Below are 13,446 nucleotides of genomic sequence, written 5' to 3'. Positions count from 1 at the left end.
ATAGCTCATCGTCAAAAACACCGGCATCAAACTAACTCAACGGTAACGTGTTGTATTTACGCTATGCCATTACTTGAGTTTACAGATAAAGGTATTTACTGTGCTGCCGGAAGGTTCTATGTAGATCCGTGGCTGCCTGTAGACGATGCTGTAATTACCCATGCCCATGCCGACCATGCTTACACCGGGCATAAGCGTTATCTCGCACACCATCTATCGCGCGAGGTGCTCTTATATCGCCTGGGCGATATTACGCTGCAAACAGTTGAGTACGGGGAAACCGTCTTTAAAAACGGCGTAGCAATTACCTTATTTCCGGCCGGACATGTTATCGGGTCGGCACAAATTAAAATTGAGCATAAAGGCGAAATTTGGGTAGTATCGGGTGATTATAAGGTAGAAGATGATGGTGTATGCACACCTTTTGAGCCTGTGCAATGTCATCACTTCATTTCTGAGTGTACCTTTGGTATGCCTGTTTACAAGTGGAAGCCTCAGCCGGAGGTATTTGCCGAAGTAAACTCGTGGTGGCAAAATAATGTTCAAAATAACCTTGCTACTGTTATTGTAGGCTACTCGCTAGGTAAGGCGCAACGCATACTCCAAAACCTTAATCTTGATATTGGCAATGTTTATACTCACGGGGTTATTGAAAACACCAATGAGGCTTTACGCAGAAACGGAATTGTGCTTAACCCAACGCACCGTATTACCCAGGAATCGGTAAAAGAAGAGGTAAGAAAGGGTATCATCATAGCTCCGCCATCATCAGTAGGTACGCCATGGATGCGTAAGTTTGCTCCATACAGCTTTGGGTATTGCTCGGGGTGGATGACCATACGGGGCGCTAAACGTCGCCGGGCTGCCGACCGCGGCTTTGTACTATCAGACCACGCCGACTGGACCGGGTTGATAAGCGCCATAGATGCTACACGCTGCGAATCTGTTTACTTAACTCATGGGTCAACGGCCACTTTTTCGAAATACTTAAGCGAAATTGGTTTTGATGCGCATGAGGTGCATACATTATATGGCACCGATGAAGATGATGCGCCTGCACAAACCACAGAAACCAAAATAGCTGATAATAACTCGCAAGAGCCTGCAGAAAGTATGGCAAATGAAGGAGGCGAGGCATGAAGTCATTTGCTCAACTTTTCACTTCGTTAGATGAAACCAACAAAACCAACGAAAAGGTTAAGGTTTTAAAAGAATACTTTGCCTGTGTGCCAGATACTGATAAAATGCACATGCTGGCCTTATTTACCGGCCGCAGGCCTAAACGGCAAATAAACTCTACCCAGTTCAGGCTTTGGGCTATTGAGGCATCAGGAATACCTGCATGGCTGTTTGAAGAAAGCTACCATGTGGTAGGAGATTTATCTGAAACCGTTGCCTTGCTGTTGCCAGATCATAAGAACACCAGCAGTAAAACCCTAACCGAATGGATTGCCGACATTAACTCTTTGACAACTAAAACTGAAGAAGAAAAACATGCCTGGCTGCTGCAATCATGGGCCGAGCTGAGCGCACAGGAGCGTTTTGTGTTTAACAAAATATTGATGGGAAGCTTCAGAGTAGGTGTTTCCCAAAATTTGGTAATAAAGGCTTTGGCTGATGTTGCCGAACTTGATGCAGCTACGCTTACCCATAGGCTTATGGGCAACTGGACGGCCGAAACTTACCAGTTTGCCGAACTTTCACATGCTGATACCGCTTTGGAAGATGTATCGCGCCCTTACCCATTCTTTTTAGCGTATCCGGTGCAGGAAACATCTGAAAAGCAAAAAACACCGGATGCTATGCAAGACCTGCTTGGTGATGCCAGTGTGTGGCAGGCCGAGTGGAAATGGGACGGTATACGGGCACAACTTATAAAACGCAAAGGAGAAATTTTTATATGGAGCCGCGGCGAAGACCTGGCAACAGACAAATTTCCGGAGCTGCATCCTTTTTTAAACGAATTGCCTGACGGAACCGTTATTGATGGCGAAATACTATCATTCAGGAATGGTTTGCCGTTACCATTTGCTATTTTACAAACACGTATTGGCCGCAAAACGCTTAGCAAGAAGATACTGGAGGATAGTCCGGTTGCGCTTATAGCATATGATTGCCTTGAGTTCAATGGCGAGGATATCAGAAGCAAAACGCAAACAGAGCGCCGGCAGTTACTTCAGCAACTACAAGCAGCTTCATCTTTCCAAACTGTCTTCAATATATCGGCACTTATTAATTTTAGTAGCTGGCAGGAGTTGAGTGAAATACGTGAGCAATCCCGCGCTATGATAGCCGAAGGTATTATGCTCAAACGCAAGGATGCACACTACCAGGTTGGGCGCAGGCGAGGCGATTGGTGGAAATGGAAAATTGATCCGTTATCTGTTGATGCCGTAATGATTTATGCGCAAAAAGGACACGGGCGACGGGCTGACCTGTATACCGATTATACGTTTGCCGTTTGGGACGGCGATAAGCTTGTCCCATTTGCTAAAGCATACTCCGGGTTAACTGATGCAGAAATAAATAAGGTTGATGCCTTTGTAAAACGTAACACACTTGAAAAGTTTGGCCCGGTACGTACCGTTAAGCCACAATTGGTGTTTGAAATTGGCTTTGAAGGAATTAACAAGTCAACACGGCATAAATCGGGAGTAGCGCTGAGGTTTCCACGCATATTGCGCTGGCGACATGATAAGCCAAAAGAAGAGGCAGATACCATTGAAACACTCAAAGCCCTGCTTAACGATAACGAATAAATTTGAATTTATTTGAAAGTGTACTGAACTTAAAAGCCTGTTTATTCATCATAAATCAGAATTGCTTGAGCATATAGTAATATAGATTTTATATTTTTAAGCCACTAAACACACATATGGATATATTACACACTTTATTGGGCGATGACATACAAGCCGGCCTGCTCATTATTTTAAACCTTATAGTTATTGAAAGTTTACTTTCTGTAGATAACGCTGCAGTACTGGCAACTATGGTACTTGATTTACCTAAAGAACAACGCGAGAAAGCTTTGCGCTACGGTATTATAGGTGCTTACGTATTTAGGGGTATATGTTTGTTTTTAGCAGCCTGGCTGGTAAAAATATGGTGGCTTAAACCTTTGGGGGGCTTATACCTGCTTTACCTTGCATTTGATTACTTTAAAGGCAAGGCTAGCAATAAAGATGAAGAAGATGAATCGGTAAACAAAAATGAGAGCTGGATTTATAAATCAACCGTGGGCCTTGTTGGTAACTTTTGGGCTACTGTTGCCTTGGTTGAGGTAATGGACCTTGCTTTTTCTATTGACAACGTTTTTGCGGCAGTTGCCTTTACCGATCATGTGTTTTTGATTTACGTAGGTGTTTTCATAGGCATACTGGCCATGCGCTTTGTAGCACAGGCCTTTGTTAAATTAATGGAAAAATTTACCTTTTTGGAAACCATTGCTTTTATTGTGATTGGCGTTTTAGGCATCAAACTATCATCATCAGTATACACACATTTTGCACCCGAGAGTGAAATAGCCAGGTTTATTGAAGGAGAGAAAATGGATTTGTTCGTATCCATCTTTACTGTTGCCATCTTTATACTACCTGTGCTCAGCTCATTATTGTTTAATTTTCCAAAAAGGCATGTAGTGGAACCTGAAGTATCAGAAAAAGCAGATGATGTTTTAGATAAAAGTTAAACTCTACTAAAATAACAACAAAGCCCGACGTGACTACACATCGGGCTTTGTTGTTAATATGAATATTATTGAAGTTATTTTTTTGATGAACGAGGGTTTCATTCAGCCTTCATCATCATCTTATTTATCCTCCAATTATAAGTATCTTACTTCTCTAGCAATGCAACTGTACACCATAAGTATGGCGCCTGACCATGATAATCTCCCGTATGTCTTGGCCTGTCAAAATAATATTGCTTATCGTTTTTCTTATTGGTTCCAACGCACACTTCGCTAACATTGCCACTTTCATTTACATAAGGTACCATAGCCATCCAGGCTTTACGTGCAACCGGACCATACTCCTTTTCATTCAACCAGCCTTGTTTTACACCAGTTATCATAGCAAATGCAAACATTGCGGTGCCAGATGTTTCGGGCCAAAATGTTGGCTCATCAATTAACTGGTTCCACATGCCCGACTTTGCTTGGTAGTTTTTAAGGCTTTGCATCATAGTACGGTAACCCTTTAATATACGCGGACGATACTGGCTGTTTTTAGGCAAATCATGCAAAAGCTCTGTCATACCGGCGGCCATCCAGCCGTTACCCCGTCCCCAATAAAATGGAACGTCAGGTGCATGATAGAAAAGACCATTGGGTTTTTGCAACGAATCAAGATATAAAACCATCTGTTTGGCGGCCCTGTCAATGTATTTCTTATCACCTGTTTGCCTATAAGCTTGTGTTTGCACAATGGTAATCATGTACATATCGTCAATCCACAGGCGGGTTTGCCAGGAATATCCTTTATCGGCCCAGGCTTTCTCCTGCGGCGAAGCGCTTTCCGGTACCGACCATTGTGTACCAGCATATGGAAGCGCAAGTTCGAGGTAGCGCTTGTCTTTGGTAATTTTGTAGAGTTCAAATGGTAAACTGCCAAACATATTCACGTCAACATGATTCATGATGGGTAGCAGCTGCTTTTCAGTGGTAAATAGCGGCTCAAATCTATCCTGCAGCTTTTTTATCAATACATCATCTTTTGTAAGTGCTGCAAATTTCAAAGCACCCATCCAGTTAAAAACTTCGGGATACCCAATCCATTTGCCCATATGTAGAGCATGCTTACCTACTACAAAGCGTTCAGCTAGCTTTTTGCCAACCGTTTCGGGCTCGTATCCTTTGGGAAAATTTTTTAATTCTTTGGTTTGGCTAAACCCAAATTGTGCTGATAATAAAAAAAGCACAACAACAGCATTTCTTATAAACATGATGCAGGTAATTAAACGTTGATGCAATGAAGCTGTTGATATGGTACAACACGCGCACATATTATTAACACAACTCATCCTATCAACTAATTGGTTATTTAAACCAAAGTAACTCAACCGGCTCTTATTTTTTGTATCAATTGATTGTCGATTCGTATCAGCCTTAAAATTGAACTCCAGGAAGCTATCTCCTCACATGGTAAAAGAATAACGCTGATACATTTGTGCTGCGTTACAAGACTTATATTAACTTTACTAAATGAAGCAATTTTCCGTCTTTATATTTTTCTGCTTTAATGTTATTGTGACTTACGCTCAACTATCTAATCCCAGCTTTGAGACCGTTTCTGACACGCTGAATATTCAGCCAATGTTTTGGGATGTTAATTTGGAGCAAGGTTACAGTGTGAAGGTAACTTCTGAAGAACACAACACCGGCGCTAAATCTTTAAGAATCAGCGGTAAAGAAAGCTTACGGGGACGGCAGTCAATAATGCAAAACACCGTTATTAATGCTAATCAATTAAAGCAAATTTTGCTAAGCTGTTATGTTAAAACCAAAGATGTAAGCGGTAGTGTTCAGCTTTTTTGCCAGGTTAGGGACAGTAAAAATAGAATTATTAGCATTAGAACCTCTCAAATGCAGGATGCGGGCTTAAGCGGCACAAATGATTGGAAACAACTAACGCTAAAGTTTTTGGCAGATACAAACGCAAAGAAAATAACAGTAGGTGCCTATTTAATCGGAAACGGTACGGTTTGGTTGGATGATTATTCTGTACAGGAACTACCTGAAGCAGGTGTTAAACCATCTAAAGAACTAACCAAGTTTTCACAAGAGATTACCAACCTTATAAAAAAACGTGCCATTTATGCCGATTCATTAAACTGGCAGGCTGTTGATCAAGGCATTGCATATTTGACTACCAGTGGACTTACTATGAAAGAAAGTCCGCTTATATTAGACTTTCTTATATCGAGACTCCGTTTGGCAGGTGACAAACATTCGAATTACAAGACTAAAACCAGTGCACAAAATTACGCCACAGCCAAAAATGTCGTTCAGCAGCCGCAAGGCAAACTGCTAAAAGGCGACATTGGTTATATCAATATACCTGGATTTGGATCAATAAATGATACGGCAAGCGTAAACTTTGCCACTCGCATACAAGATATCATCTCAGAAATAGACACCAAAAATGACATTAAAGGGTGGGTGGTTGATATGCGTAAAAACGGTGGCGGCAACATGGCTCCAATGATTGCCGGCTTAGGACCATTAATAGGTGAGGGTACGGTGGGCTACTTTGTGTATCCAGATAGCAAAGCTAGTGCGAAAAATGAATGGACGTATTATAATGGACGTTTCGATGTTGGCGGTCGTAAACAGGTTGCTGCAAAAAGATCATATACCTTACGTAAACAAGATACTAAAGTTGCAGTATTAATAGGGCCAAACACAGGCAGCAGCGGCGAGATGGCCACACTAAGCTTAATAGGCAAACCCAGTACCAAGCTATTTGGCGAGCCTTCAGCCGGCTATATGACGACTAACCAAAGCATCAAGTTATCAACCGGAGCTTATTTATATTTAGCCACTGGCTATGCCGCTGATAGAAACGGAAAGAATTATCTATTGAACATTCAGCCTGATGTAAAGGTTGCGGCTGGTGAAGATAAGCAAACAGATAAAGTACTTGATGCAGCAGTCACCTGGCTGAAAAACTAAGGTTCTAAAAGTAAGGCTAAACTGCAATTATGGTGATTGCTTTACGAATGATGATAAGTAGATTTCAGATTATTGATTACCGTTTTATAGAATCAAGCCATATCATGCATAGTGTAACTGACATGAATTTAATGGTTTGGAGAATTTGTCGTTGAGTTTTTCACTAAAAAACGCAGCCTTCATATAAGAAGGCTGCGTTTTTTGTACCCCCGACGAATATTTAACGTGTATCGCCAAACCCAACCTTGAGCAATAAATCGATTTAATCACTCATTTAAAGTCAGTTTGATATCATTGATTCTTGCCCGGTAATTGCTCCCTCAGACGATAACCTATTTTGACCTTGACAAGTAACTTAAAATACCTAAATTTTATAGTTTTTATTTTATCCACTTAATTTGTCTAATTTGCTTTAAATGAATTCCACCTATGACTTTATTATCTAACTACTTAGAACTTAGAAACTTTTCTCCAACGTTAGTTGATGAAATTGTCTATGTTAAAGGATGTCTTACTTCTGGAGACGGGGGAGAGGGCACGTTCTATTGGAATAGTCTCGACGATTCTTTTGATGACGGCGGAACAATATTTCAAGTATCCGGCGTAAACATAGGGCGCTGGCGTAGAAGCTATTCTGGATTCGCTAGTATCGCTTGGTTTGGAGCTAAGCCAAATTCAACAGTTGATGCAGCGACCAATGTAACGGCGATTATCAATGCCATCACAGCTTGTCATCAAGTAATTATCCCTCAGAATGTATTTTACATTAATAATTTAATAGCCTTAAGTGAATTAAGCGATAGGGTTATTGTTGCCGATGGAGCTACAGTTATTAATCAGAACCACTTAGTGGGAACAATTCAGTTTTTTAGAGGGAGCAATATAACAATACAAGGAGGTCTTTGGACTCGAGAATTGCCCGTTAGTGAGGGAGTGGCAGATGAACATACCTTTAGATTTATCGGTTCTAAATGCGTAAGGGTAGATAGAGTACATATTAAATGGTCCCCAGAGATGGGAATTTGTTTAATGAGTATAATCGATGCAGTAATTAGCAACTGTCGTATAGAAAATTGTTTTAGAGATGGTATTTACTCCCATTATTCCGCAAATCTTACATACATTGGCAATCACTTAGAAAATATAAAGGACGATGCCATGTCAATACATGACTATGGGATTACATCAGAAAAGGCGGAGCTGTTGGCTGCTGGTTTTGAACAGGCGGGGCACTCAATTGTAATTGGAAATACAGTGAGATATGCAATTGAAGGTTTTGCTTCGATAGGTTGTACAGACATTCTTGTATCAAACAATCAAATTGAGCGAACGGTCAATGCTGGAATTAACGTCTTTAACTCCGTCGTTCTTAGCCTTGGAAGTACTGCTACTGTAAAAAGAATCACTATTACTGACAATCTTTTAAATGAGAACGGAGGCTCTCAAATAATTAATGGCCTCAGTTTCTCAAATGGTGGCCAATTGTCAAGTGGCAGAGCAGCCATTTTTATAGGCTCTTTAAATAGTTCAAATCAGATTGATAATCCTGTCCCTACCAAGCGCTTATCAGCTATTACGATATCAAACAATCAGATTACAAATAGTTTTGTAAATGGAATTTTCATTGCCCAAGTTGATAGCTTAACTTTCACATCTAACTCGTTTATTGATTGTGATATTGATAGAAGTCAGTTTTGCGGGCAAATTGTGGAAGTGAGATATAGTTCTGATGTAGCGATCTATAATAATAAAGTTATTGATACGCGTCCTCAAATTAAACATGATCATGGCTATGAGATTAGAGAAGTCACTGGTAGTATGGGAGGCTGGGAGATTCGTGGCTGGAACAATGGACCAAGATTGTTCGCAACCCCACCGTTTCCATCCCAAGCAACTGAACGATTTAAAGAGTACAATTTGCTTATTGACCCTCCAAATTTAGAAGTGGGTAAATTTGCAATAATTTATAACTACATAGATGGCAATGCCTCTGTTGGAGACTTTGTATCAGTCTCACCACCTTATGACACTGTAGGCATATCATTCAATGGATATATATCTAATATTAATCAAATAGCACTGTTGTTAAAAAATGAACGGGACGATCTAGCGATTAACTTACCATCGGGAATTTGGCGATTTAAAATATACAACTCAGTGCCATAGTTTTAAACAAACCGAATTTTAGAAAACTTACATAAATTGTATTAAGTAAGATAGCTAAGCGATATAATCATGAAGCAAAAACGCAGCCCTAATATACGAAAACTGCGTCTTTAATTTCCCAAAGGCATTTAACGTGTATCGATAACTCGGCTTTTGAACATCATATCCACTCAAGTGAAGTCACATGATGGCAATTGATGCCGTTTTTGCTTGCTCGGTTATTCGACCCGAAAATTAACGGTATTTAAGTTTTAGCTTGAGCGTTGCCATCAAATGATTAGCTTATTGACATTTTTACCCTTTTTGAGCCTTAATATAAGCGTCAAAGCACCAGCATGTTCGGCATCAAATTAACTCATTTTTCACCCTTTCGGGTTCATAAAAACTTTCCCTAATAATTTTACCCATCAAGCAAAAAACGCAGCTCTCATATATGAAAACTGCGTTTTTAGTACCCCCGACGAGAATCGAACTCATATCTAAAGTTTAGGAAACTTCTATTCTATCCGTTGAACTACAGGGGCTGGGATTTTCTGCAAATGTGCAAAAATTTTTATGTTCCCTGTAAAATTCGTCAAAATTATTGTACCTGCTCAATTACTTACCCGGATTATCAGATGCGTAAATAGCCAGCCCGGCAACTGCAATTGCACCTACGGTTATACCACCAACAACACCTTGATATTTTGTAGCCTTTTTATTAAAAAAATAGTCGCCGCGCTCATTTTTGAAGAGCAACAGATTTTTGGGATTATCGATGGTAGTATATGTTTTTGAAACAAAAAACTCTTGTGAATACGCTACCGGATGTGCCTCAGTACCATTAACCATATACAGGGTTAAATAGCTTTTGAAGAGTAATGGTGTATTTGATTTATCAAACGTGGCTGCCTTAATACTTATTTGCTTGTAAAGGTAATTATCTTTATAGTCCAGCATTTCCTGTGTGAATTTTTCCTGTGGGATATTTAAAAACGCTTTGGTTAGCACAAGCGCTGTATTAGTGCTTTGTGTATGTGGAGGTAAAAAGCTAACATCTTTGGGCAAGTTCGCAACGGCGTTAATTTGTCCTGTTGTATAGCTAGGGTTAGAAAATATTACGCCACGATTGCCGTAATTATAATTATCAGTACGAGCATCTATAGTTCCGCTTATATCAATTTTACCCGGAGTATAGCTTATAGCTTTATCGCCGATGATTAAAGCAGAACGTTGCCAGTCAACATATATGGGTCTATCAAGTTTGTTATAAACTTTTATAGATACAGGTGCATTTGAACCATAAAAGGAGTAGGAGATTTTAACCGAGTCATTTTCAAAATTAAAAATGCCTGTATCTTCTTCTTTTATTGTGTTGGTGCTACTTATTAAATTGATTTGATAACGGCTGCATGAAGAAAATATAACACAAACAGCTAGTACGGCGGGCAGGATAAGACTTTTCATTGGTTAGCTTGGGTTGAAGTTTACGGATTAGTTAAACCTATGACTTATTCAATAGCACAAGGTTTAACTAATCCGCAATCTTTTACCGCACTACCGAACCGTTGTGCATGCCATCGCTTACAGGCGAAACAAAGCTCAACACACCTTCGGCATTCTCAGCCATCAAGATCATACCTTGCGATGTGATACCTTTTATTTCCCTTGGTTCAAGATTTACCAGTATACTAACCTTTTGTCCAATAATGGTCTCCGGCTCAAAGTATTCTGCAATACCCGATACTACTGTGCGTTCATCCAAACCTGTATCAATGGTAAGCTTTAACAGTTTTTTGGTTTTAGCAACCTTTTCAGCAGTTAAAATGGTGCCGGTACGTATGTCCATAGCAGCAAATTGCTCGTAGTTAATGTTGGACTTAGCAGGCACCAGTGCTGATTCCGCCTCAACTGCAGGTTGCTCTATCGACTGCTTTTTGCTGATGAGCTTTTGCACTTGCCTTTCAATAACTTCATCCTCAATTTTCTCAAATAAAAGTGATGCTGCATGTAACTGATGACCGCTTGTAAATGCTATTTCCTCGTTAAAGTAAATAGTATCTGCAGGCCAGTTAAGCATGGTTAATATTTTGCTAGCAGTGCCCGGTAAAAAGGGTTGTATGCATGTTGCAATGTGACCAATAAGCACCAAACAATTATGTAAGGCTTCGCGTGCGCCTTCCGGGTTAGTTTTTATGGTTTTCCAAGGCTCCTGCTCGGTAAGGTAACGGTTACCCAAACGGGCAATTTCCATAACCGTTTGCTGCGCCTGGCGGAACTTATAGCTTTCAAAACTTTGCTCTAAGTCATCATAGAGCTTACCCAATTCTGTATTTAACGCATTGTCTTTAAGTGTAATTTGGCCTGATGCATCTTCAATTTTGCCATCAAAGAATTTGTGCATCAATATCATCACCCGGTTAACCAGGTTTCCTAAAATGGCAACTAGTTCATTATTAACACGGGCCTGGTAATCTTTCCAGGTAAACTCGCTATCTGCAGTTTCGGGAGCGATGGCAGTAAGGTAATAGCGCAACTCATCAACCTTGGTAGGAAAGTCTTCCAGATAGTCATGCATTTCAATGCTCCAACCACGGCTGGTAGACATTTTATCACCTTCAAGATTCATAAATTCGTTGGCCGGCACATTATCAGGCAAAATGTATTCTCCATGAGCCTTAAGCATAGCCGGGAACACGATACAATGGAAAACAATGTTGTCTTTGCCAATAAAGTGCACCAGCTTGGTTTCATCATCCTGCCAGTATAACTTCCAGTCTTTATTATTATCTAATGCCCATTGTTTTGTGGCCGATATGTAGCCAATAGGCGCATCAAACCAAACGTAAAGCACTTTGCCGTCGGCGCCTTCAACCGGAACTTTAATGCCCCAGTCCAAGTCGCGTGTTACGGCGCGGGGGTGCAGTCCTCCGTCAATCCAGCTTTTGCACTGGCCGTAAACGTTGGTTTTCCAATCGCTGGCATGGCCTTTCAATATCCACTCGCTTAACCAGCTTTCATATTTATTTAAGGGCAGATACCAATGCTTGGTTGGGCGCTTAACCGGTTTATCACCACTTAAGGTTGAACGTGGATCAATCAAATCATCAGGACTTAAAGAGCTTCCACACTTTTCACACTGATCGCCATAGGCATTCTCATTAGCGCATACCGGACAAGTTCCTACAATATAGCGGTCGGCCAAAAAGGCGCCTGCCTGCTCATCATAGTACTGCTCCGATTCCTTAACTTCAAAGTCGCCGTTATCATTCATCACTTTAAAAAACTCCTGAGCTGTTTCATGATGAATGGGCTCACTTGTGCGATGATAGATATCAAAAGAAATGTTCAGCTTATTAAAGCAATATTTAATCAGCTCGTGATACTTGTCAATAATTGCACGTGGTGTGGTGCCTTCCTTCATGGCCTGGTTGGCAATGGCGGTACCGTGCTCGTCTGATCCGCATACAAAAACCACATCGCGCTTTTTTAGGCGCAGGTACCGGGCGTACAAATCGGCCGGAATGTAAGCGCCTGCCAAATGACCAATATGTTTAGGACCATTAGCATAGGGCAATGCCGCAGTAATGGTATAACGTTTATATTTTTGAGCTTCCAAAATTGTAATTCTCTTTCTTTATTTTGCAAAGATAACATTATGAGCATAACTCCCCCATATCTACAAAAAGGCGACCGTGTGGCCATTATTTGTCCGGCTAAAAAGCTACCAAAGCCAATGGACGATGCCGTAAAACTTTTAAAATCATGGGGGCTGGAAGTGGAGCTGGGCCAAACCGTTTCGGCAAGCTATAATCAATTTGCCGGCGATGATAATTTACGTGCTGCCGACCTGCAACAATACATAAACGACACCAGCATTAAAGCCATTTTTGCCGCGCGCGGAGGCTATGGAACTGTACGCATTATTGATATGGTTGATTTCAGCAAATTGTTAATACATCCAAAATGGATTATTGGCTTTAGTGACATTACTGTGCTGCACGCTCACTTATCTCGTCAACTGGGCTTAACAACACTCCACGGGCAAATGCCCATAAATATTCCTGATGCAACAGCAACATCGGTTGAAACGTTAAAAAAAGCGCTTTTTGGTGAAGAGTTAACTTACAATGTAAGCGCGCATACGCTTAACCGCATTGGTGAAGGCAAAGGCAAGCTTATTGGTGGTAATTTGGCCATACTAATTTCGGTGCTCGGATCGGTTTCAGACTATGATTATGAGGGCAAGATTTTGTTTATTGAAGATGTTGGCGAATACCTATATTCCATTGACCGCATGATGTATACGCTAAAGAGGGCCGGTAAACTCAAAAATTTGGCAGGTTTAATAGTGGGCGGGTTTACAGATTTGAAAGATAATGATATTCCATTTGGGCAAACTGCGGCGCAAATAATTAAGGCCACGGTAGAGGAATATGACTTCCCGGTTTGCTTTGACTTTCCGGCAGGGCATGTGAATGACAATTACGCGTTAAAGTTGGAGGCAGATGTTAGCCTTGCAGTTATTTTAGCGGGGGCTTCAATCAGGTTTGATTAAACAAAAAAAGTCGGAAATCTTGCACTTCCGACTTGTGTTTTGAAAACGAATTAACTGAACAATTATAGAT

General features: G+C 40.8%; 9 protein-coding genes and 1 tRNA gene. 6 read left to right on the top strand and 4 right to left on the bottom strand.

Annotation, left to right across the window (positions count from 1 at the left end; all coding sequences use genetic code 11):
* Positions 1–63 precede the first annotated feature (63 nt).
* The 3 genes from QZ407_RS01645 (at position 64) to QZ407_RS01635 (ending at position 3,691) form a co-directional block, all read left to right on the top strand.
* Positions 64–1,140, top strand: a complete 1,077-nt coding sequence (locus QZ407_RS01645) for a ligase-associated DNA damage response exonuclease (RefSeq protein ID WP_295767320.1) — start codon at positions 64–66, stop codon at positions 1,138–1,140.
* Positions 1,137–2,759: an ATP-dependent DNA ligase gene (locus QZ407_RS01640; protein ID WP_295767319.1), complete on the top strand. Its 1,623-nt coding sequence runs from the start codon at positions 1,137–1,139 to the stop codon at positions 2,757–2,759. Before QZ407_RS01645 ends, QZ407_RS01640 begins: the two co-directional genes overlap by 4 nt.
* Positions 2,760–2,875: 116 nt before the next feature.
* Complete coding sequence (locus QZ407_RS01635; protein ID WP_295767318.1) at positions 2,876–3,691, top strand: DUF475 domain-containing protein; 816 nt, start codon at positions 2,876–2,878, stop codon at positions 3,689–3,691.
* A gap of 146 nt (positions 3,692–3,837) precedes the next feature.
* Here QZ407_RS01635 and QZ407_RS01630 read toward each other — a convergent pair whose 3' ends face one another.
* Positions 3,838–4,944, bottom strand: coding sequence for a glycoside hydrolase family 88 protein (locus QZ407_RS01630; RefSeq protein WP_295767317.1), 1,107 nt, complete (start codon positions 4,942–4,944; stop codon positions 3,838–3,840).
* Positions 4,945–5,203: 259 nt separating this feature from the next.
* Between QZ407_RS01630 and QZ407_RS01625 the strand changes: the two genes are divergently transcribed.
* Both QZ407_RS01625 and QZ407_RS01620 read left to right on the top strand, forming a co-directional pair.
* Complete coding sequence (locus tag QZ407_RS01625) at positions 5,204–6,673, top strand: S41 family peptidase (RefSeq protein WP_295767316.1); 1,470 nt, start codon at positions 5,204–5,206, stop codon at positions 6,671–6,673.
* A gap of 429 nt (positions 6,674–7,102) precedes the next feature.
* A complete protein-coding gene (locus QZ407_RS01620; RefSeq protein ID WP_295767315.1) occupies positions 7,103–8,839 on the top strand; it encodes a right-handed parallel beta-helix repeat-containing protein in 1,737 nt (578 codons plus the stop codon).
* Between the two features lie 452 nt (positions 8,840–9,291).
* On the opposite strand, the gene QZ407_RS01615 is transcribed toward QZ407_RS01620, so the two are convergent.
* The 3 genes from QZ407_RS01615 to metG form a co-directional block, all read right to left on the bottom strand.
* Positions 9,292–9,363 (bottom strand) — tRNA-Arg (locus QZ407_RS01615).
* Positions 9,364–9,436: 73 nt separating this feature from the next.
* On the bottom strand, positions 9,437–10,285 hold the full coding sequence (locus QZ407_RS01610; protein ID WP_295767314.1) for a hypothetical protein: 849 nt from the start codon (positions 10,283–10,285) through the stop codon (positions 9,437–9,439).
* 82 nt (positions 10,286–10,367) lie between these two features.
* A complete protein-coding gene (metG, locus tag QZ407_RS01605; RefSeq protein ID WP_295767313.1) occupies positions 10,368–12,437 on the bottom strand; it encodes a methionine--tRNA ligase in 2,070 nt (689 codons plus the stop codon).
* A gap of 39 nt (positions 12,438–12,476) precedes the next feature.
* Between metG and QZ407_RS01600 the strand changes: the two genes are divergently transcribed.
* A complete protein-coding gene (locus tag QZ407_RS01600; protein WP_295767312.1) occupies positions 12,477–13,376 on the top strand; it encodes an LD-carboxypeptidase in 900 nt (299 codons plus the stop codon).
* Positions 13,377–13,446: the final 70 nt, after the last annotated feature.

Origin of the sequence: uncultured Mucilaginibacter sp., from assembly GCF_913773635.1 — a bacterium.
Classification (GTDB): domain Bacteria; phylum Bacteroidota; class Bacteroidia; order Sphingobacteriales; family Sphingobacteriaceae; genus Mucilaginibacter.
The sequence above is the reverse complement of the archived record's forward strand: the minus strand, read 5'-3'. Positions and strand labels throughout refer to the sequence as shown.

Bases quoted from the DNA above. Each gene is read 5' to 3' on its own strand.
- QZ407_RS01640 (WP_295767319.1), top strand. From the start codon at position 1,137: ATGAAGTCATTTGCTCAACTTTTCACTTCGTTAGATGAAACCAACAAA.
- QZ407_RS01610 (WP_295767314.1), bottom strand. From the start codon at position 10,285: ATGAAAAGTCTTATCCTGCCCGCCGTACTAGCTGTTTGTGTTATATTT.
- QZ407_RS01620 (WP_295767315.1), top strand. From the start codon at position 7,103: ATGACTTTATTATCTAACTACTTAGAACTTAGAAACTTTTCTCCAACG.
- QZ407_RS01630 (WP_295767317.1), bottom strand. From the start codon at position 4,944: ATGTTTATAAGAAATGCTGTTGTTGTGCTTTTTTTATTATCAGCACAA.
- QZ407_RS01625 (WP_295767316.1), top strand. From the start codon at position 5,204: ATGAAGCAATTTTCCGTCTTTATATTTTTCTGCTTTAATGTTATTGTG.
- QZ407_RS01600 (WP_295767312.1), top strand. From the start codon at position 12,477: ATGAGCATAACTCCCCCATATCTACAAAAAGGCGACCGTGTGGCCATT.
- QZ407_RS01645 (WP_295767320.1), top strand. From the start codon at position 64: ATGCCATTACTTGAGTTTACAGATAAAGGTATTTACTGTGCTGCCGGA.
- QZ407_RS01635 (WP_295767318.1), top strand. From the start codon at position 2,876: ATGGATATATTACACACTTTATTGGGCGATGACATACAAGCCGGCCTG.